The sequence below is a fragment of the Nocardia sp. JW2 genome (assembly GCF_051843015.1).
Classification (GTDB): Bacteria; Actinomycetota; Actinomycetes; order Mycobacteriales; family Mycobacteriaceae; genus Nocardia; species Nocardia coubleae.
Window position 1 is genome coordinate 70,523 of the sequence record NZ_JBPXLK010000023.1, and the last position, 19,517, is coordinate 90,039.

General features: G+C 69.4%; 17 protein-coding genes. 5 read left to right on the forward strand and 12 right to left on the reverse strand.

What is annotated here, in order from left to right; genetic code table 11:
- Nucleotides 1-89: 89 nt before the first annotated feature.
- A complete protein-coding gene (gene glpX / locus ACSVDM_RS25435) occupies nucleotides 90-1,133 on the reverse strand; it encodes a class II fructose-bisphosphatase (RefSeq protein ID WP_067637798.1) in 1,044 nt (347 codons plus the stop codon).
- A gap of 128 nt (nucleotides 1,134-1,261) precedes the next feature.
- Between glpX and ACSVDM_RS25440 the strand changes: the two genes are divergently transcribed.
- Complete coding sequence (locus tag ACSVDM_RS25440) at nucleotides 1,262-1,828, forward strand: DUF4245 domain-containing protein (protein WP_439268381.1); 567 nt, start codon at nucleotides 1,262-1,264, stop codon at nucleotides 1,826-1,828.
- Between the two features lie 9 nt (nucleotides 1,829-1,837).
- Here ACSVDM_RS25440 and ACSVDM_RS25445 read toward each other — a convergent pair whose 3' ends face one another.
- The 3 genes from ACSVDM_RS25445 to ACSVDM_RS25455 form a co-directional block, all read right to left on the reverse strand.
- Nucleotides 1,838-2,086, reverse strand: coding sequence for an exodeoxyribonuclease VII small subunit (locus ACSVDM_RS25445; protein ID WP_439268382.1), 249 nt, complete (start codon nucleotides 2,084-2,086; stop codon nucleotides 1,838-1,840).
- Between the two features lie 2 nt (nucleotides 2,087-2,088).
- Nucleotides 2,089-3,369: an exodeoxyribonuclease VII large subunit gene (gene xseA, locus ACSVDM_RS25450; protein ID WP_439268383.1), complete on the reverse strand. Its 1,281-nt coding sequence runs from the start codon at nucleotides 3,367-3,369 to the stop codon at nucleotides 2,089-2,091.
- 84 nt (nucleotides 3,370-3,453) lie between these two features.
- Nucleotides 3,454-4,050, reverse strand: coding sequence for a lipid droplet-associated protein (locus ACSVDM_RS25455; protein WP_067485687.1), 597 nt, complete (start codon nucleotides 4,048-4,050; stop codon nucleotides 3,454-3,456).
- A 104-nt stretch (nucleotides 4,051-4,154) separates the two neighbouring features.
- Here ACSVDM_RS25455 and ACSVDM_RS25460 point away from each other — a divergent pair, with 104 nt between their 5' ends.
- Nucleotides 4,155-5,156 carry a 4-hydroxy-3-methylbut-2-enyl diphosphate reductase gene (locus ACSVDM_RS25460; RefSeq protein WP_067637795.1) on the forward strand — a complete coding sequence of 334 codons (1,002 nt, stop codon included), beginning with the start codon at nucleotides 4,155-4,157 and terminating at the stop codon, nucleotides 5,154-5,156.
- 54 nt (nucleotides 5,157-5,210) lie between these two features.
- On the opposite strand, the gene ACSVDM_RS25465 is transcribed toward ACSVDM_RS25460, so the two are convergent.
- Nucleotides 5,211-6,029 carry a DUF6542 domain-containing protein gene (locus ACSVDM_RS25465; RefSeq protein ID WP_357147775.1) on the reverse strand — a complete coding sequence of 273 codons (819 nt, stop codon included), beginning with the start codon at nucleotides 6,027-6,029 and terminating at the stop codon, nucleotides 5,211-5,213.
- Between the two features lie 51 nt (nucleotides 6,030-6,080).
- Nucleotides 6,081-7,229, reverse strand: a complete 1,149-nt coding sequence (locus ACSVDM_RS25470) for a DNA recombination protein RmuC (protein WP_439268384.1) — start codon at nucleotides 7,227-7,229, stop codon at nucleotides 6,081-6,083.
- 122 nt (nucleotides 7,230-7,351) lie between these two features.
- On the opposite strand from ACSVDM_RS25470, the gene ACSVDM_RS25475 reads away from it, so the two are divergent.
- Together ACSVDM_RS25475 and ACSVDM_RS25480 are read left to right on the forward strand one after the other, a co-directional pair.
- Nucleotides 7,352-8,527 carry an exonuclease SbcCD subunit D gene (locus ACSVDM_RS25475; RefSeq protein ID WP_439268385.1) on the forward strand — a complete coding sequence of 392 codons (1,176 nt, stop codon included), beginning with the start codon at nucleotides 7,352-7,354 and terminating at the stop codon, nucleotides 8,525-8,527.
- A 13-nt stretch (nucleotides 8,528-8,540) separates the two neighbouring features.
- Entirely contained in the window at nucleotides 8,541-11,897 is a 3,357-nt protein-coding gene (locus ACSVDM_RS25480) for an AAA family ATPase (protein WP_439268386.1), read from the forward strand.
- 1 nt (nucleotide 11,898) lies between these two features.
- On the opposite strand, the gene ACSVDM_RS25485 is transcribed toward ACSVDM_RS25480, so the two are convergent.
- Nucleotides 11,899-13,323, reverse strand: coding sequence for an MFS transporter (locus ACSVDM_RS25485; protein ID WP_439268387.1), 1,425 nt, complete (start codon nucleotides 13,321-13,323; stop codon nucleotides 11,899-11,901).
- A 76-nt stretch (nucleotides 13,324-13,399) separates the two neighbouring features.
- Here ACSVDM_RS25485 and ACSVDM_RS25490 point away from each other — a divergent pair, with 76 nt between their 5' ends.
- Entirely contained in the window at nucleotides 13,400-14,029 is a 630-nt protein-coding gene (locus ACSVDM_RS25490) for a helix-turn-helix domain-containing protein (protein WP_439268388.1), read from the forward strand.
- A gap of 27 nt (nucleotides 14,030-14,056) precedes the next feature.
- Here the strand turns inward: ACSVDM_RS25490 and ACSVDM_RS25495 are convergent, their stop codons facing one another.
- The 5 genes from ACSVDM_RS25495 to ACSVDM_RS25515 form a co-directional block, all read right to left on the reverse strand.
- The gene (locus tag ACSVDM_RS25495; protein ID WP_439268389.1) at nucleotides 14,057-14,677 is read right to left on the reverse strand and encodes a YczE/YyaS/YitT family protein; all 621 of its coding nucleotides are present in this window, start codon (nucleotides 14,675-14,677) and stop codon (nucleotides 14,057-14,059) included.
- Between the two features lie 68 nt (nucleotides 14,678-14,745).
- Nucleotides 14,746-15,249 (reverse strand): methylated-DNA--[protein]-cysteine S-methyltransferase, encoded by a 504-nt coding sequence (locus ACSVDM_RS25500; RefSeq protein WP_439268390.1) that lies wholly within the window; start codon nucleotides 15,247-15,249, stop codon nucleotides 14,746-14,748.
- A gap of 14 nt (nucleotides 15,250-15,263) precedes the next feature.
- Nucleotides 15,264-16,751 (reverse strand): AlkA N-terminal domain-containing protein, encoded by a 1,488-nt coding sequence (locus tag ACSVDM_RS25505; protein WP_439268391.1) that lies wholly within the window; start codon nucleotides 16,749-16,751, stop codon nucleotides 15,264-15,266.
- A gap of 46 nt (nucleotides 16,752-16,797) precedes the next feature.
- Nucleotides 16,798-17,103, reverse strand: coding sequence for a YbdD/YjiX family protein (locus tag ACSVDM_RS25510; protein ID WP_439268392.1), 306 nt, complete (start codon nucleotides 17,101-17,103; stop codon nucleotides 16,798-16,800).
- Nucleotides 17,043-19,298, reverse strand: a complete 2,256-nt coding sequence (locus tag ACSVDM_RS25515) for a carbon starvation CstA family protein (RefSeq protein ID WP_439268393.1) — start codon at nucleotides 19,296-19,298, stop codon at nucleotides 17,043-17,045. Before ACSVDM_RS25515 ends, ACSVDM_RS25510 begins: the two co-directional genes overlap by 61 nt.
- Nucleotides 19,299-19,517: the final 219 nt, after the last annotated feature.

A 19,517-nucleotide genomic window follows, 5' to 3' on the forward strand; every position in this document is an offset into this window, starting at 1 on the left:
CCGGGAATGGGGCTCCCACACCCGCGCAAAATCCCACACTGTCGGCAGGAATAGAAAGAGCCCCGGGGATTCCGGGGCTCTCGTCTACGTCACGGCAGTGGGGGGTTGGCGCTGTCGTCGCCGTCGAAGTCGACCGAGGAGTATTCGCGCAGTTTGGTGAGGCGGTGGTAGGCGTCGATCATGCGGACGGTGCCCGACTTCGAGCGCATCACGATCGACTGGGTCGACGCGCCGCCACCGAAGTAGCGGACACCGCGCAGCAGGTCGCCGTCGGTGACGCCGGTGGCGCAGAAGAAGACGTTCTCGCCGGAGACCAGGTCGGTGGTCGAGAGCACGCGGTCCAGGTCGTGGCCCGCGTCGATCGCCTTCTGGCGTTCCTCGTCGTCCTTGGGGGCGAGCATGCCCTGCAGCTCGCCGCCGAGACAGCGCAGCGCGGCGGCGGCGATGATGCCCTCGGGGGTGCCGCCGATGCCGACCAGGATGTCGACGCCGGACTCGGGACGCGCCGCGGCGATGGCACCGGCGACGTCACCGTCGGAGATCAGGCGGATACGCGCGCCCGCCTCGCGGGTCTGCTCGATGATCTCGGCGTGCCGGGGACGGTCCAGGATGCACACGGTCAGGTCGGAGACCGAGGACTGCTTGGCCTTGGCGACGCGGCGGATGTTCTCGCCGATCGGGGCGGTGATGTCGATCGAGCCGGCGGCGTCGGGGCCGACGGCGATCTTGTGCATGTAGAACACGGCCGACGGGTCGAACATGGCGCCGCGCTCGGCGACCGCGAGCACCGAGATGGCGCCGGGGGAGCCCTTCGACATCAGGGTGGTTCCGTCGATCGGGTCGACCGCGAAGTCCACCTCGGGGCCGGTGCCGTCACCGACCGCTTCGCCGTTGTACAGCATCGGCGCTTCGTCCTTCTCGCCCTCGCCGATCACGACGATGCCCTTCATGGACACCGAGCTGACCAGCTGACGCATGGCGTCGACGGCCGCACCGTCGCCGCCTTCCTTGTCTCCGCGGCCGACCCAGCGGCCCGCGGCCATCGCTCCTGCCTCGGTGACACGTACCAGCTCGAGGGCGAGGTTCCGGTCGGGTGCCTCGCGGCGGCTGGGGGCGGGCGAAGATGCCGTCATTGCGGAGTGCCTCCTTGGCGTTGGTGATACGGGGGCAATTGTCGCATTCCGAACCTGCACGGTCGTGCACGACCTCCCGGCGCGACCCCTGAGCGGCCAGGTCAGGGGCCGAGTGGATACTGGTAGTCGTGGCCCAGACCAAGCACCGCATCTTCAACGACTACCGCGATCTGTTCTGGTCGCTGATTCCGTTGGTGCTGATCGCGGTCGTGCTGGCGGGTGCGGCCAGCCAGTGCACGGTGGCGACCAACGGCCCGACCCAGGGGCAGATCCCGTTCTTCGACGCGAGCGCCGCGCTGCGTTCGGACGCGAAATCGATGCCGTTCCCGATCCGTCAACCGGCCTTGCCGGAGGGTTGGGTGTCGAACTCCGGCAGCCGCGAGAACATCAGCATCGCCGGTGGCGGGCCGGTGAGCACGGTCGGCTACATCACCCCGCAGGGCACCTACATGCGGTATTCGCAGAGCAATGCCACCGAGGAAGCGCTGTCGCGGCACGTGCTCGGCTCGCGCTATCCCACCGGAACCCAGGACATCGCCGGGCAGAAGTGGGTCGTCTACACCGAGCCCACCGAGGAGTCGGCCTGGATCGCCGACCTCGGAGCGGTGCGGATCCTGATCACCGGTGCGGGCAACGAGGCGGCGTTCACCACCCTGGCGCAGGCGGTCACCGCAGCCCAGCCGCTCGCGAAGTAGTCGGTGGGATCAGCCGTCTGCGTCGAGGTCGGCGCGTGACAAGGCGTCCTCGACGCGCTTGCGGGCGCCGGCCAGGTGCTGTTCGCAGCGCGCGGCCAAGGCTTCTCCGCGCTCCCACAGGGCCAGCGAGTCGTCGAGGTCGAGGCCGCCCTGTTCGAGCATCTTCACCACATTGACGAGTTCATCGCGGGCGCGTTCGTAGCCGAAGGCCGCGATCTCGGCCAGGGTGTCGGTGTTGTCGGAACCGGCGTCGGCCACGGTCACTTCCTCTTCTCGTCGGTGGATTGCGGGGTCAGGCGCGTGGTGCCGAGCGCGGCGGCGGTGATCGCGCCGTCGCCGACGCGGATCCGCAGCTGACTGCCCGCTGGTGCGTCGTCGATATCCCGGACGACGTGGCGTTCGGGCCCCGCCACGCGCTGCACGACAGCGTAGCCACGGGCCAGGGTGGCGGCCGGGCCGACCGCGGTGAGCTTCTCGCGCAGATGCGTGGTCCTGGTCGCCTCGGTGCGCAGCGCGTGGTCGATGCAGCGGCGCGCCGCGGTGCGTAATCGTTCGACCTCGTCGTGGCGGTGACCGAGCTCGCGCAGCGGGTCGGCAAGCACCGGGCGCGAGCGCAATTGCTGCAAGGCATGGGCCTCGCGTTGCACCCACCCGCGCAGCGCCGCGGCCGAGCGGGCCCGCATCTCGCGCACCCCGGCCAGTTCGGCGGCGGCGTCGGGCACGATGCGTTTGGCGGCGTCGGTCGGGGTGGCCGCGCGCAGGTCGGCGACCAGATCGAGCAGCGGGTTGTCGGGTTCGTGACCGATCGCGCTCACCACCGGGGTGCGCGCCGCCGCGACGGCCCGGCACAGGGCTTCGTCGGAGAAGGGCAGCAGGTCTTCGGTGCTGCCGCCGCCACGCGCGATCACGATGACGTCCACTTCGCCGTCGAGCTCGCGTAACGCTTCCAGCATCTGCGGCACCGCGCTCGGGCCTTGCACCGCGGTATTGCGGATGACGAAACGTACTGCGGGCCAACGCTTCTGAGCGACACTGAGCACATCGCGCTCGGCCGCGCTCGCCCGCCCGGTGATGAGGCCGACCGACGCGGGCAGGAACGGCAGCGGCCGCTTGAGCCGCGGATCGAACAGGCCCTCCGCGGTGAGCAGCGCCTTCAGCCGTTCGATCCTGGCCAGCAGCTCACCGATGCCGACCGCGCGAATCTCGGTGACGCGCAACGAGATCGTGCCGCGCCCGGTGAAGAACTGCAGTTTGCCGTAGACCACCACCCGGCTGCCCTCGGTGAGCGGAACGGGCAGACGACGCAACAGATCCGGGTCGCAGGTGATCGACAGCGACATGTCGACCGAGGTGTCACGCAGGACGAGGAACGCGGTGCGCGTACCGGGGCGCAGATTGATCTGGGTGACCTGCCCCTCCACCCAGATGCTGCCGAGCCGCTCGATCCACTGGGCGACCTTGATCGCCACCGAACGCACGGGATACGGCTGCTCCGCCGAATTCGCCGGTGCGGCCGCGGTGCCGGTGCCGTCCTGAGTCATATGTCAGTTCTACGGGAGGGCACCGACAAACGAAAAGGCGGCCGCGTCCCGTGGGATCGCGGCCGCCTCGGCAGTGGAGTGTCGCTACTTGGCCTGCACGGTGGCGATGCGGTTGGTGAGCATGGTGACGAAGGGCGCGCGGGCGCGGGTCTGCTGCTCGAAGGCCAGCAGCTGCTCGAGCTCCTCGACGCTGAGCATGCGCAGGCGGGCGCGCAGCTGGGCCAGCGTCATCGAGGGGTAGTCGTAGCGGATGGCGACCTCGGGTGCCTCGACCTCCTCGGGCGCTTCCTCGGCGGCGGGTTCGACGGTCTCGTTCTCGGTCTCGAGCACCAGCAGCGACGCGGGCACGGCCTGACCGTTGGTCTGCGACCGGGGAGCGTCCTCGGCGAACAGGTCGAACTTGCTGGCGTGACCGTTGGTCGTGGCGGCCGGCGCGAGATCCTCGTCGAAGGTCGCCCACTCCGGCTGCTCCTGCGCGGGCGAGCCGAGCCGCTCGAACACGGCGTCACCCTTGAGCGCGAGGCTGGTGACGAACTGCTGCACGTGCATGGTCGTCTGCAGCACGCGACTGATGGCGGTGATCGGGAATTGGACCGCGGCGACGGGAAGCCGCCGGGTCTCTTCTAAGGCGTATACGGCGGCGCCGGCGGCGACCCGAGCCAGAAACGGAGGTCGAAACATGATCCCAGCCTGCCCCAAAGCGGCTGTGATGCAAAGATCCCGACCACCCTGATGTGATCTATGCCCCTTCGGCCGCCCCTGGCCACGCACGTAAGCTGTGCACTATGACCTCGGCAATCCCCTTGAACGTCGGTATCACGCGCTCGGCGAGCGCGGCGGATGCCGGTGCCAAGCGCGTGCTGCTGGCCGAGCCGCGCGGGTACTGCGCAGGCGTCGATCGTGCTGTCGAGACGGTCGAGAAGGCTTTGGAACAGCACGGCGCGCCGATCTATGTGCGCAAAGAGATCGTGCACAACCGGCACGTGGTCGAGACCTTACGTGAGCGCGGGGTGATCTTCGTCGACGAGACCGACGAGGTACCCGAGGGCGCGCTCGTGGTGTTCTCCGCGCACGGTGTCGCGCCGACCGTGCACGAGACCGCCGCCGAACGCAACCTGCGCACCATCGACGCCACCTGCCCGCTGGTCACCAAGGTGCACCAGGAGGCCAAGCGCTTCGCCCGCGACGACTACGACATCCTGCTGATCGGGCACGAGGGGCACGAGGAGGTCGAGGGCACCGCCGGTGAGGCGCCGCAGCACGTGCAGCTCGTCGACGGCCCCGACTCGGTGGACCGGGTGACGGTGCGCGATCCGGCGAAGGTGATCTGGCTGTCGCAGACCACGCTGTCGGTCGACGAGACGATGGAGACCGTCGAGCGGCTGCGTCAGCGGTTCCCGACGCTGCAGGACCCGCCGAGCGACGACATCTGCTACGCCACCTCCAACCGCCAGACCGCGGTGAAGGCGATGGCACCCGAGTGCGATCTGGTGATCGTCGTCGGTTCGCGCAACTCCTCGAACTCGGTGCGGTTGGTCGAGGTGGCGCTCGGGGCGGGTGCGCGGGCCGCGCATCTGATCGACTACGCCCGCGAGATCGACCCGGCCTGGCTCGACGGCGTGCGGACCGTCGGCGTCACCTCGGGCGCGTCGGTCCCGGAGATCCTCGTGACCGGGGTGCTCGACCTGCTCGCCGAGCACGGCTTCGGTGAGGTGCAGCCGGTGACCACGGCCAACGAGACGCTGGTGTTCTCCCTGCCGCGCGAGCTGCGTCCCGCGCGTCGCTGACAGACGAGAAATCCCCGCCGCTTTCCCAGGATCGCGGCGGGGATTTTCGTGTGTTCAGAGGCTGTCGGGGCGGCGCCGTTCGGTGCGGGCGGAATCGGCGCGATCGCGGTAGCGCACGTTCGGCTGCGGGTGCGGCGGTGCGTCGCCGCGCCTGCGACTCGTGCGGGCGGGCTCGGGTTCGCGTGGGGCTGCCGCGCGTGGCGTCCGCGGTTCGCGGGTGCGTGCGGCGGTCGGCGCGCGTTTCGGGTCGGCGCCGCGCGCGGGGCGACGCGCCGGGCTCGACAGATCGACCTCGGTATCCGGGTCGTCGAGGACGCCGGTCCGGCGCGGCCGCTTGCGCGCGGCCTCGGCCAGGTTCCGGGCCGCCGGTTCGGGGCGACGGCTCGTGGTCTTGCGGGCGCTTCGACGTTCCGTCGCCGGTCGCGCCGTGGCGGGCGCGCGCTTGGCGAGGGCGATCCGGACGCCACCGATCACAGCGACGAGCAGGGTGGCCAGCGCCATCGTCGGGAAGCGTTCGACCAGCGGGATGACCAGGTTCATCAGCACGTCCTTGATGGACGTGGTGCTACGGCCACCGAGCAGCTGACAGGCCACCGGAACAGCGACGAACAGCAGCAGCGGCGGCATCACCATGGTGGCGAACAGGCCACGAGCCCGCACCGCGCAGACCGCGAGCACACACCCGAGCACATAGAACACCGAGAACGTGGTGGTCGGGAAGTCTTCGTCGCCCAGCGCGTCGATCAGGAAGCCGAGCGTCGTCGCGCCGACGGCGAGCGCGATCGCCGCCCACGCGGCGATGCCGGGCACCGAGGGCATGATCGAACGTTGCGGCGCGGGCACCCGGGGTCGCGCACGTTGGGAAGCAGCCACCCTATGACACTAACCGCATGACGACCGTGTTGCGGTCGCGGCACGGAGAACTCAGCGGCGATCCTCGGCGTCGGCGAAGGCCACCACCCGGGGCCGGGTCTCGGCGAGCCGGATTGCCGGGAGCTCCTGATCGGCGATGCCGAGATCGTGCATCCGGCGCGCGGTGACCAGCACCCGCGACTCCACCGAGCCGACGGCGGCGTTGAAAGCCGCTACGGCCTTACCGAGATTCAGGCCGAGGGTGTCGAGGTGTTCGGCGACCTTGCCGATGCGGGTGTAGAGCTCCTTGCCCAATTGCTGCACCGTTGCCATATCGCGCGAGAGGGCTTCCTGACGCCAGCTGAACGCGACCGTGCGCAGCAGGGCGATGAGCGTGGTCGGGGTCGCGAGGATCACGTTCCGGCCGAACGCGTACTCGAGCAGCTCGGCGTCGGTGGTCAGGGCGGCGTCGAGGAACGGGTCGCCGGGGACGAACAGCACGACGAACTCCGGCGCCGGGTCGAAGGCCGCCCAGTACGCCTTGTCCGCCAGCTGGTCGACGTGGGCGCGCAGCTGCTTGGCGTGCCTGGACAGTAATCGCGTGCGCTCGCCCGGATCCTCACTGGTCGCCGCGTCCAGGTAGGCGGTGAAGGGAACTTTCGCGTCCACGACGATGTGCCTGCCGCCCGCCAGCCGCACGACCAGGTCGGGTCGCACCGCGCCCCGGTCATCGCCGCCCGCCCGGGTGACCTGGGTGTCGAAATCGCAGTGCCTCGTCATGCCCGCCAGCTCCACGACCCGTTCGAGCTGGATCTCACCCCAGCGTCCACGCACCTGTGGTGCGCGCAGCGCGGCGACGAGTTGCCCGGTCTGATCGGAGAGCCGATGCGAGGTGCGCTGCATCCCCGCGACCTGTTCGCGCAGACCCGAATAGGCGTCGATGCGATGGTGCTCCACCTGCCGGATCTGCTGTTCGAGCGCGCCGACCGCGTCGCGCAGCGGGTCGACCAGCGCGCCGACGGCGGCCGAATGCCTGCGCGCGGCATCCTCGTTCGCCGCACGCAGCGACTGTTGGAGCAACCGCTGGTTGTCCTCGGCGGCGGCGAGCCGGGCCTCGGCGACCGCGGCGCGCTGCCCGCCGCGGGCCGCATGGCCCAACCAGCCGAGACCGAGGCCTGCGGCGAAAACCAGGACGAGCGCGACGAGCATCGAAGCGGTCATGGCGGCGATACTGCCCGAGGGCACCGACAAGTTCGCAATCCCCGGGCAACCGTGTCGGCGAAATGACACGGTTGTAGTGCGTCGATTGAATTCTGTCGGTGCACTGGCCTACGGTTCGCGGCATGCGGATCCTGCACACCTCCGATTGGCACATCGGGCGCACCTTCCACGGTGTCGACCTGCTGTCGGATCAGGCGCGCGCACTCACGGCCGTCGCCGATCTGGTCGCCGCTGAATCCGTCGACGTGGTGGTGGTTCCCGGCGACATCTACGACCGCTCCATTCCCGGGGCCGACGCGATCGCGGTGTGCAATCGCGGTTTCGAGGCGATCCGCGCCGCGGGGGCGACCATCATCGCCACCTCCGGCAACCATGATTCGCCCGCCCGGCTCGGTGCTGGCGCGAGCTTCGCGGCCGCTGGTGGGTTGCATCTGTGCACGCGGGTCGCCGATGTCGACAAACCCGTCCGTCTGGCCGACAGCCACGGTGAGGTGGTGTTCTACGGGATTCCGTACCTGGAGCCGGAGATCACCCGTGCCGAACTCGGTGTGCCGCAGGCGCGCTCGCACGAGGAGATCCTGCAGGCGGCGATGACGCGGATCAATGCCGATCTGAGGGGGCGGCCGGGGGCTCGGTCGGTGGTGCTCGCGCACGCGTTCGTCGTCGGCGGAGCGGCCACCGGGTCGGAGCGGTCGATCTCGGTCGGTGGGGTGGAGACGGTGTCGATGGCGGCCTTCGACGGCATCGACTACGTGGCGCTGGGGCACCTGCATTCGCCGCAGACGCTGTCGGAGTCGGTGCGTTACAGCGGTTCTCCGCTGCCCTATTCGTTCGGCGAGAGCTCGCATCGCAAGGCGGTGTGGATCGTCGACCTGGACGAGAACGGGCTGGCCGAGGTGCGCCGTCACGATCTGCCGCTGGTGCGGGGGCTGAGCAGGCTCACCGGCACCCTCGAGGAACTGCTCACCGCCGACGAGCATCTCGGCGCGGTGGAGCATTATGTGTCGGCCACGCTCACCGACACCGCGCGGCCGGTCGACCCCATGCGCAAGCTGCGGGAACGTTTTCCGCATGCCGTGCATGTGGAATGGGTTCGGCCGGAGGGTAATCCGGAGTTGCGGTATCGCGAGCGGGTGCACGGCCGCCGCGACACCGAGGTGGCCGCGAGCTTCCTGTCCGATGTGCGTGGGGAACCGACCGAGGGGGAATTGGCATGGGTGGAACGAGCTCTGGCCGCCGCGGTGAGCGAGCCCGATCCGCCGAGCCCGGAACCACTGGCGGCGGAGCTCTCGGCGTGACCGGGGACGCCGCGTGAGACTGCACCGGCTGGAGATGACCGCGTTCGGCCCCTTCGCCGACACCACGGTCGTCGACTTCGACGAGCTCGGCGCCGACGGGCTGTTCCTGCTGCACGGGCACACCGGCGCGGGCAAGACCACGGTTCTCGACGCCATCGCCTTCGCGCTCTACGGCAAGGTGCCCGGTGCGCGCGGTGAGAGCAAACGCCTGCACTCCGACCACGCCGACCGGCTCACCCCACCACAGGTGAGCCTCGAGGCGACCCTCGGCGGTCGCAAGCTGCGACTGACGCGCGTGCCCGAGTTCGAACGACCCAAGCGCGACGGATCCGGCACCCGGGTCTCCCAGCCCAAGGCCACACTCACCTGGCTCGACGGCAGCGGCGAAAACCTCTCGCGCATCACCGACATCGGCGACGAGGTGCTGCGGCTGCTCGGCATGAGCGCCGACCAGTTCTTCCAGGTGGTGCTGCTCCCGCAGGGCGATTTCGCCCGGTTCCTGCGGGCGGAGAACGAGGATCGCGAGAAGCTGCTCGAAAAGCTCTTCGACACACAGCGTTTCGGCACGGCCGAGCGGTGGCTGGCCGATCGCAGACGCACCGCCGAAGCCGAACTCGGGGTGCTGAGACAGGGCATCGACCGGCTCATCACGAAGGTGGGAATGGCGGCCGGGTACGGCGGCGCGGAATCGGTCGGGCTGCCCGACGCGGTGAGCTGGTCACAGGATCTGCTCTCCACGGCCCGCCACGAATTGGCCGAGGCCATCGCGAATACCGAACTGCGCCAGAAGGAGTCCGACGCCGCCCGCGCCGAAGCCGACGAGCAGCGCCGCATCACCGAACTCCATGCCCGGATGCGGGCGGCCAGGTCCGAACTCGAGGCCTACACCGCTGCCGCTCCCCACCGCGCTGCCCTGGAACGCGAACTCGACCAGGCTCGTCGCGCCGAACCCGTCGTCCAGGCCATCGACGAGGCCCGGACCGTCGTCCGCGACCTGCGCCGCGCCGAAACCGCCACGCGCGCCGCCGCCACCGAACTGGCTACCCAGCTCCGCGCCGAAGCCGCTGCCGACCTACCCGGTCTCGACCTGCTGGCCGTGATCACCGACGAGCCCGATGAGGCCCAACGGAACCCGCGATCGGATGCTGCGGGGGAAGCGGGTACGGCTTCCGATCGTCGTCCGCACGCTGCGGATACGCGCTCGATGGTCGACGGGTCAGGGCAAGTTGATGGTGTCGCCGGCGCCGCGGCTGGTCCGGTGCGGGATGTCGCGGGAGATCTCGACGGGGCTGTCAGTCGGTGGAACGCGCTGATCGGCGTTCTCGGGGAGGTGCGGGCCGAGGCGGTGACCGCAAGGCAGCTGGCGGGGGATCTCGCGGCGCACGAGGCGGAGGCCGAACGGTTGACGCGGCGGGCCGGGGAGCTGGCGCGCCGGCGCGAGGAACTGCCCGCGCTGATCGCCTCGGCGCAGGAGCAGTTGCGGGAGGCGACCGATGCCGCCGCCGCGCTGCCGGGGTTGCGCAACGAACTGTCGAAATGGCAGGACTCGGCGGCCGCTGCCGTCGAATTGACCACCAAGCGACCGGCTCTGGACCGGGCGCAGGCCGAGCTCGACCAGGCACGGCGAGCCCACCTCGATGCGCGGGAGCAGGTGCTCGACCTGCGTTCGCGGCGCCTGGCGGGGATGGCCGCCGAGCTCGCGGGCGCGTTGGTCGATGGCGCGCCGTGCACGGTCTGTGGTTCCGCCGAGCACCCCGAACCGGCCCGGCCGACCGACGACGCCGTGTCCAAGGACGCCGAAGACGCCGCAGTGGTCGCCGAGCAGGCCGCCGAGGCCGCACGCGACCGAGTCGCCCAGCGCATCGCCACCCTGGAACGCGAGATCGAAGCGCTCACCGCACGCGGTGGCGCCGCCGATCCCGTCACCCTCGCCGACGCCGTACGCACCGCCACCCACCGCTTCGAAGACGCGACCGACACCGCGAACCAGGCGACCGCCCTGACCGCGCGCCTCGAAACCCTGCGCAGCGAAGAGTCGGCCCTGCACGAGCAGTCCCGCGACCTCGACGCCCGCCTCGGCACCGTCACCGCCAATATCGCCACCACCCGCACTCGCCTCGACGAACTCACCGCCCGCCTGCGCACCGCGGCGGGTGCCGACACCTCCGTCGACGCCCGCGCCGCCCGCCTCGAATCCCTCATCACCGCAGCCACCGCCCTGCGCGACGCCCGAACCGCGGAATCCGCCGCCCGCACAGCCGTCACCCGCATCGCCACCCGCGTCGAAAACCTCGCGGCGGCAGCGGGATTCCTCCCACAAGATGCGACGCCGACACCCGAGGGACCGGCCGCGAACCACTCGTCCGACACACCGGAAACCCCGGCTCGCACACCCCGAAACGCGGCTGCCCCGGTGACGCCGACACTGTTCGACCTTTTCGACGAGGAGGCCGACGACGAGCCGGCCGACGAGCCGGTCGCGCCGCGGGACGACATCGCCTTGCTCACCGCCTGTGCACAGGTCGTCGGGGCGGCTGCTCGGACAGCCCGGCAGCAGGCGGAGATCGAGGCCGAACTCACCGCCGCCGACCGGGCGCGGGCGCACGCCGAGGCGGTGTTGGCCGAGCCGGAGATTCAGGCTGTGGCCGAGCGTGTTCCGGGTGATCCGGTCGAATGGGAGCAGCGGTTCGCGCTGGCACAGAATGCGCTCACCTCGGCGGTCGCCGCGCAGTCGGCGGCGACCGAGCGTGTCGCCCAGCTCGAACAACTGAGTACCCAGCTTTGGGGTGAGGTGGAGCGGATCGAACCCAAACAGCGGGAATTCGACGAGCTGGCCGGGTTGGCCGAGGTGGTCGCCGGGCGCGGCGAGAACAATCGGCGAATGTCGTTGCGGTCCTATGTGCTTGCCGCGCGGCTCGAGGAAGTGGCGGTGGCGGGGTCGGTGCGGTTGCGCCGGATGTCGGGTGGCCGTTACGAATTCGTCCACTCGGACAAGGCCGGTCCGCGCGGCAGGCGCGGCGGACTCGGGCTCGACGTGCGCGACGACTACACCGGCTCCGTCCGTTCGGCGAAAACCCTCTCCGGCGGCGAAACCTTCATGGCCTCACTCGCTTTGGCGCTCGGCCTGGCCGACGTGGTCGCCGCCGAAGCCGGTGGCGTCACCCTCGACACCCTGTTCATCGACGAGGGTTTCGGCAGCCTCGACGCCGACACCCTCGATGCCGTCATGGGCGTCCTCGACGAACTGCGCGCAGGCGGCCGCGTAGTCGGCGTGGTCAGCCACGTCGACGAAATGCGCCAACGCATCCCCACCCGCCTCCACGTTCTACGCGGCCGCAACGGCTCTCACCTGAAAACCACCGTCGCCTGACTTACCCGACCGCAGCCACCTCCTTCGCGGGCGTCGGACGCAGCGCGGTCGCGGCGAGGACGGCGCCGAGCACCGCCAGGGCGGCGGCCGCGAGGAAGGCTGCCGACAACCCCGCCCGGTAGGCATTCCCCGATGCGGCAGTGGATGATTCGGTCACTTCCTGGGCGAGCAGCAGCAAGGCGGTGACGCCGATACCCGACCCGATCCGGCCCGCTGTGTTGACGATCCCGGCCGCGGTGCCCGCCGCGGATTCACCGACGGCGGTGACGGCGGGCGCGGTGACGCCGACGAACGCGGCAGGCAGCCCGATGCCGAGCAGGATGGCTCCCGGCAGGATGTCGACGAGGTATCCGGCGTGCTCGGGGAGCCGGGCGAACCAGAGCATGGCCAGTGCTTGCAGCCCCAGACCGGCGGTGAGCACCCAGCGCGCACCGAACCGGTCGAGCAGTCCGGGCAGCAGTGTCCGCGAGATGACGATGTTGACCACCGCCACCGGCAGCACCGCCAACCCGGACAGGGTCGGGCTGTAGTGCTGGGTGTGCTGCAGATACAGCGCGACCAGGGCGAACACCGGCACATGCGCGGCACCGACGAGGAAATTCACCGCCGCCGACCCACTCACCTGGCGGACCAGGAACAGTTCCAGCGGCATCAACGGGTGGCGGCTGCGCGCCTGGATCAGCACGAAGATCGCCAGCAGCACAGCGCCCGCCACGAGCATCAGGGCCGGTCCCGTACCGGGCGTCGGCTCGCCGAGCGCGCCGATCCCGTACCCGAGCAACAGCAGTGCCGTGGTCGCGGTGACGGCACCGGGCAGATCGAGTTCACGCAACGCGCTGCCCACCCGCTGAGTGTCGACCGGCAGCAGCACCACCCCCACCAGGGCCAGCAGACCGACCGGCACATTGATCAGGAAGATCGAGGGCCACCCGAACAGGTCGGTGAGCGGTCCGCCGACGGCCGTGCCGATCGCGGCGCCCGCCGCCCCCATCGCACTCCACACCCCGAAGGCCCGATTGCGGGCGGCGGGTGTGGTGAAAATCGCTGTGAGCAGTGCCAATTGGGCGGGAATCAGCAGTGCGGCCCCGACACCCTGCGCCGCGCGCGCCCCGATCAAGAGCGCGGCCGACGGGCTGAGGCCGGCTACCAGCGAGGCCAGGGTGAACAGCCCGAGGCCGAGGGTGAACATGCGCCGCGGCCCGACGAGATCGGTCGTTCGCCCGCCGAGCAGCAGGCAACCGCCGAAGGCGAGCAGGTAGGCGTTGGTGACCCAGCCGAGTCCGGATTCGGTGAGCCCGAGGTCGGCGCCGATCGACGGGAGCGCGACGTTGAGCACGGTGGTGTCGAGGAAGACGACGAGTTCGACGGCGGTGATCAACAGCAGGATCCACCGATCCCGAGAGGCCGTGGGAGCAGGGTCGGACATGACCGCACCTTTCACTAGAGCGTAACTCTAGCGAGAGTGTCACTAGAGTCGTGCTCTAGTCAAGTAGGATGCTCGCATGAGTGAACGCACCGCAGGAGTCCGCGCGGCGAAGACCACCGCGAACCGAACCCGCATGCTCAGCGCGGCCCGGGAGTTGTTCATCGAACGCGGGTATGCGGCGACCACCATGAAGGCCATCGCCGAGCGGGCGGGCATGGCCGTTCAGTCGCTGTACTTCACGTTCGCGAACAAGCGCGCGATCCTGGTCGAATTGCTCGACACCGACATCGCGGGCGATGCCGAGCCGATCGCCACCATGGACCGTCCGTGGTTCGCCGAGGCGCTGGCCGCACCCGCGCGCGAACAGATCCGGTTACAGGTCCTCGCGGCGGCCGAGATTCTGGCGCGGGTCGCACCGCTGCTCGAGGTGGTGCGTTCGGCGGCATCGACGGATGCGGAGCTGGCCGAGATGTGGCGCACCAATGTCGAGCAACGGCTGATCGTCCAGCAACGGCTCGCCGCCGAGCTGGCCACGAAAGCCGCACTGCGCGAAGGACTGTCGGTGGAACGCGCGGCCGATATCGCCCTGGCGATCACCGCGCCGGAAACCTACCGGCTCCTGGTCGGTGAGCGTGGGTGGACATCGCAGGAGTGGCAGCGATGGGCCACCGAGGTGCTCGTCGCGCAGCTGCTCGACGAGGGTTGAACCGGGGTTGCCGAAGGCGGCCCGGCGTTATGCGGGAACGGGTTCGGGTCGGGTCGTCGGTTCGAACCCGGGCAGCCGCCCGTCGAGGTGGGGGATCATCAGCTGGATCAGTGGTCCGATGCCGAAGGCGTACACGACGGTGCCGATCCCCACGCTGCCGCCGAGCAGCCAGCCGGTGACCAGCACCGACGTTTCGATGCCGGTGCGGATCGTCCACACCGACCAGCCGGTCCGGGCGACCAGGCCAGTCATCAGTCCATCGCGCGGTCCTGGACCCATTCCGGCGCCGATGTAGAGAACCGTCGCGGCCGCATTCACCACCACCGCGACAATCATGGCGAGCACGCGCAGCCACAGCTGTTCCGCCGCCGGGATGAGCCACAGGCCGACATCGACCGCCACCCCGATCACCACCACATTGCTGATGGTGCCGAGCCCCGGCCGCTGCCGCAGTGGAATCCAGGCGAGCAGGACGACCACGCCGGTCAGCGCGGTCACCATCCCGAAACTCAACGGCACGTGCCCGGCGACGCCCTGATGGAAGACGTCCCACGGATCGAGCCCGAGCCCGGCGCGGATCATCACCGCCATGGACGTCCCGTACAACCACAGGCCCACATACAGGGCGACCAGGCGGCGAGTAAGCATGCGCACCATCGTGCGCGCTACTGGACCTTTGCGAAAGATCCAATCGTGGACAACTGGTCTGGTTCCACTCACGCTTCGTGGGTGAGCAACCACCGCTTGGCCTCGAGTCCCCACCGGAACCCACCGAGCGCCCCGCCGATCCGCAGCACCCGATGACACGGCACGAACAGCGCGGCCGCATTGCGCGCACAGGCATTGGCCGCCGCCCGGGTGGCCGCGGGCCGACCGGCCAGCCCCGCGAACTCGGTGTAGGTGACCGGCTCACCCGCGGGCACCTTGCGCAGGATTTCCCAAGCGTGCGTGAGGAATTCACCCGACTGCTGACGCACCGGCACCGCGTCGATCACGGCGAGATCGCCCGCGTGATAGTCGATGACCGCGCGGGTGACCTCGCCGAGCGAATCCCGTTGCCGCAGTTCGGCCGGTCGCAGACTCGCGTGCACGAGACCGGCCAACCCGGTCGCGTCGGCGGTCCAGCCCGAAGCCAGGACCGCGCCGTCGGCGTCGACGAGGATGGTGAACGGTCCGATCGGCGTGCCGACCGTGGCGTAGTCGGCGTGCGTGATGGTCATGATGTCTCTTTCCGTCAGGAGTACGTGGGCAGTGGGACGGCGCCGCGCTGCACGAGCGCCGTCTTCCACAGGTGCATGGACAGGTAGGAGCGCCAGGGCGCCCAGCGTTCGGTGTCGGTGAGGTCGATGTCCGCGAGTGCGGCGCCTTGGCGGACGACCAGGTCGGTGTCGAGCAGGATGTCGGGGTCGGCCAGGGAGCGCATGGTCACGTAGTCGGCGGTCCACGGCCCGACGCCATCGAGGGCGAGCAGGTCGCGGCGCAGGTCGTCGGCGGTCCGGCCCGAATGCAGTACCAGTTCGCCGTCGGCGAGCGTCCGCGCGGCCGACACGATCGCGGCGATCCGGCGGGCGGGCCCGGTCAACACCTCGGCACCGTGTTCGGCGATGGCCGCGGGCGTGGGGAACAGCAGTGGTACCGGCCCCTCGATCCGTTCACCGAGCGCCTCGACCAGGCGCGCGGTGTGGGTCGACGCCGCCCGTACCGAGATCTGCTGCCCGATCATGGTGCGCAACAACAGTTCCGGTCCGTCGAGGCAACCCGGCACGCGGATACCCGGTGTGAACGGGCTCGTGCCGCCGACGTTCGGCGTGATCCCCAATGCCTCATCGATTCCAAGCGGATCGGCGTCGAGATCGAGCAGGTGTCGCACCCTGGCCACGGTCGGCGCCAGATCGCGCATGTCCCGCAGGGCCAGTTCGGCTCGCACATGTCCCGGCCGGAAGGACAACCCGATGGTCGCGTGCCCATGCGGCGTGCGCAGGCTGCGCGTGTACACCCCGTTCTCCCACAGCTCCATGCCCGGCACCGTGTGGGCGGACAGGAACCAGGCCAGCCAGCCGGTATCGAGCGGTTCGCGATACGGCAGCCGCAATGTCAGCAGCCCGGGTGTGGCGGGCGCCTCCACATCGTTGCGTGGTGAGCGACGCGATTCGGTGCGCATCGTGGTCGGGCTCACCGCGAACACCTCGCGCACGGTGTCGTTGAACTGGCGGATGCTGGCGAAGCCGGCCGCGAACGCGATATCCGACATGGGCATGTCGGTGGTCTGGATCAGCAGCCGTGCGGTGTGCGCGCGGTGCGCCCTGGCCAGCGCGAGCGGTCCCGCGCCCAGCTCGGTGGTGAGCACCCGGGTCAATTGCCGTTGTGAATAGCCCAGTGTCGCGGCGAGTTCGGGCACACCACCCCGCTCGATCACCCCGTCGCCGATCAGGCGCATGGCGCGGGCGGCCAGGTCGGCGCGCACGTTCCACAGCGGTGAACCGGGCGCGGCATCGGGCAGGCAACGCCTGCACGCCCGGTACCCCGCCTGCTGGGCCGCGGCGGCGGTGGGCAGGAACGACACATTGGTGCGCTTGGGCGTGATCGCCGGACACGAGGGACGGCAGTAGATGCCGGTGGTGCGGACCGCGGTGAAGAACTGCCCGTCGAAACGGGAGTCGCGGGTCGACACCGCTCGGTAGCAGCGCTCGAAGTCCAAAGCCGTGATGGTCACGTTGTCCACAATGACAGCGCGCCCGGCCCGGTGCTAGCGGAAATCGGCCACCTATTCAGCAGCAGCGGTTGGTGGGGTTCCGCTCGGCTTCGGCATAGCGTTCGCGCCAGTAATCGCGTTCGGACGGGACCGGGCGGCCCGGGTGATTGCGGCGCAGATGGGCCACATACCGCTGGTAGTCCTGGCCGCCGTTGATCGCGCTGTACCACCGGGCCACCGAGCGCGCGCCCGTCCAGACGCGGTGCGCGAGGGCGCGGGCGGCCGATCCGATGGACCGCCCGCCCGCATCCCCGGCCGAACTCACGACACGTGCACCGATCCGGGCGCGGTCACCTTGCCCTCGGCGATGAGCACGTCCCACTCCTTCTGCACGTCCTTCTCCGCCTTCGTCGACACGAAACCGCTGGGGGAGAAGATCTTCGACGGCTGCTCCTCGGACTCGGAGCTGGTCACCTCACCAGTGCGGATCGCCCGCAGGCACACCAGCGCACCGACGACGGTCACGATGAGCACGAGCACCGCGAACACGATCGACAATGTGCCCTGGATGAAGGTGTTGCGGATCGCGATCTCCACCTGCTCCGGCGTCTTGGCCGTCAGGCAGCCCTTGCCCGCGTCCTTGGCGGCCTGGCACAGGCTGTGCTGCTTCCAGTAACCGAGCTTGGGATCGGCGGAGAAGATCTTCTGCCAGGAGGCGGTCATCGTGACTACGAGGTCCCACACCAGCGGAATACCGGGAATCCACGCCCACTTCCACTGCCCACGTTTGACCAGGATGGTGAGCACCACCGTCAGCGCGATCGCGGCCAGCAGCTGGTTGGCGATACCGAACAGCGGGTAGAGCGCGTTGATGCCGCCGAACGGATCGTTGACACCCATCAGCAGCACGCCACCCCAGCCGGCGACCACGAGCAGCGAACACACCCAGGCGCCGACCCGCCACGACGGATCACGGAACTTCTTGAAACCGCCACCGAAGTTGCCCAGCGCGTCCGACACCAGGAACCGCGCGACACGAGTGCCCGCGTCGATGGTGGTGAGGATGAACAGCGCCTCGAACATGATCGCGAAGTGGTACCAGAACGCCTTCATCGATTCGCCGCCGAGGAACTTGTGGAAGACCTCGGAGATGCCGACCGCCAGCGTGGGGGCGCCACCGGTGCGCGAGATGATCGTCTGCTCACCGACATCCGACGCCGCGTCGGCGAACAGCTCCGGCGTCGCGGGCGGACCGTCGAGACCGAGTTTGTTGGTGTAGGCGGCGGCCGTCTCCGGCGTGCCACCGGTGAGCGAGCCGGGTGCGTTCATACCGAAGTACAGGTGCTGGTCGATGATCGAGGCCGTGATGATGGCCATCACCGCGACGAACGACTCCATCAGCATGCCGCCGTACCCGATCATCCGGGCATTGGATTCCTTGGCCAGCAGCTTCGGCGTGGTCCCCGAAGACACCAACGCGTGGAAACCCGACAGCGCACCACAGGCGATGGTGATGAACAGGAACGGGAACAGGCTGCCCGCGAACGCCGGGCCGGTACCGCTGGACGCGAATTCCGACACCGCGGGCGCCTTCAGCACCGGCATGGTGATGAGAATGCCCGCGGCGAGCAGCACGATCGTGCCGACCTTCATGAACGTCGACAGGTAGTCACGCGGGGCGAGCAGCAACCAGACCGGCAGCACCGAGGCGAAGAAGCCGTAGGCGATCAGGCACCAGGCGATGGTGGTGCGCGACAGGGTGAACCAGTCCGCGCCCCACTCGGTTTCCGACACCCAGCCACCGCCGACGATGGCGGCCAGCAGCAGCACGATGCCGATCGCGGATACCTCGCCGACCTTGCCCGGGCGCAGATAACGCAGGTACACACCCATGAACAGCGCGATCGGGATGGTCATCGCGATGGAGAACACGCCCCACGGACTCTCGCCGAGGGCGTTCACCACGACCAGCGCGAGCACCGCGAGCAGGATCGTCATGATGGCCAGGATCGCGACGATCGCCGCGACACCACCGACGGCGCCGAGCTCGTCGCGCGCCATCTGGCCGAGGCTGCGACCACGCCTGCGCGTCGAGGCCCACAGCACCAGGTAGTCCTGCACCGCACCGGCGAACACCACACCGACGACGATCCAGATGGTGCCCGGCAGATAACCCATCTGAGCTGCGAGAACCGGACCGACGAGGGGACCGGCGCCGGCGATGGCGGCGAAGTGGTGACCGTAGAGCACCCGCCGGTCCATCGGCATGAAGTCTTTGCCGTTGTCGTAGATCTCGGCCGGGGTGGCCACGTCGTCGCGCGGCTTGGTCACCTTCCATTCGATGAACCGGGCATAGAACCGGTACGCGATGACATAGGTGCACACCGCCGCGATCACGATCCACACCGCGTTCACGGATTCTCCGCGCGCTATCGCGAGATAGGTCCACGCGCCGGCGCCGAGCACGCCGATCCCCGCGAACACAGCCTTCTTGGCGGGCGTGATCGGCGTGCGATCGACGACACCGACCGGAGGCAAGTCCGGTTCGGTCCGCAGATATTCGATGGTCGTCGCCATTGACTCAACTCCTGTACAACGCGCAGAGCCTCGGGTGAAGCATCGACAACGTAGCCGATGTGCTCTGCGCGCCGGACAGGATCACACACGGTCGCGCCCAAGATGAAATTTTGTTCAGTGTTGGTTGGAGCGCTGGCGCGCTCGAGTCGGCGGCCCCGCAAGTCCCGACGATCAGGCGCCGTTGCTTGCTCCTTCGTCGCCTACGCAACGGCACCTGAT

Excerpts from the sequence above, each read along its gene's own strand:
- ACSVDM_RS25495 (WP_439268389.1), bottom strand. The coding sequence starts at position 14,677 with ATGCTTACTCGCCGCCTGGTCGCCCTGTATGTGGGCCTGTGGTTGTAC.
- ACSVDM_RS25455 (WP_067485687.1), bottom strand. The coding sequence starts at position 4,050 with ATGTTTCGACCTCCGTTTCTGGCTCGGGTCGCCGCCGGCGCCGCCGTA.
- xseA (WP_439268383.1), bottom strand. The coding sequence starts at position 3,369 with ATGACTCAGGACGGCACCGGCACCGCGGCCGCACCGGCGAATTCGGCG.
- ACSVDM_RS25485 (WP_439268387.1), bottom strand. The coding sequence starts at position 13,323 with ATGTCCGACCCTGCTCCCACGGCCTCTCGGGATCGGTGGATCCTGCTG.
- ACSVDM_RS25470 (WP_439268384.1), bottom strand. The coding sequence starts at position 7,229 with ATGACCGCTTCGATGCTCGTCGCGCTCGTCCTGGTTTTCGCCGCAGGC.
- ACSVDM_RS25475 (WP_439268385.1), top strand. The coding sequence starts at position 7,352 with ATGCGGATCCTGCACACCTCCGATTGGCACATCGGGCGCACCTTCCAC.
- ACSVDM_RS25490 (WP_439268388.1), top strand. The coding sequence starts at position 13,400 with ATGAGTGAACGCACCGCAGGAGTCCGCGCGGCGAAGACCACCGCGAAC.
- glpX (WP_067637798.1), bottom strand. The coding sequence starts at position 1,133 with ATGACGGCATCTTCGCCCGCCCCCAGCCGCCGCGAGGCACCCGACCGG.
- ACSVDM_RS25500 (WP_439268390.1), bottom strand. The coding sequence starts at position 15,249 with ATGACCATCACGCACGCCGACTACGCCACGGTCGGCACGCCGATCGGA.
- ACSVDM_RS25460 (WP_067637795.1), top strand. The coding sequence starts at position 4,155 with ATGACCTCGGCAATCCCCTTGAACGTCGGTATCACGCGCTCGGCGAGC.
- ACSVDM_RS25515 (WP_439268393.1), bottom strand. The coding sequence starts at position 19,298 with ATGGCGACGACCATCGAATATCTGCGGACCGAACCGGACTTGCCTCCG.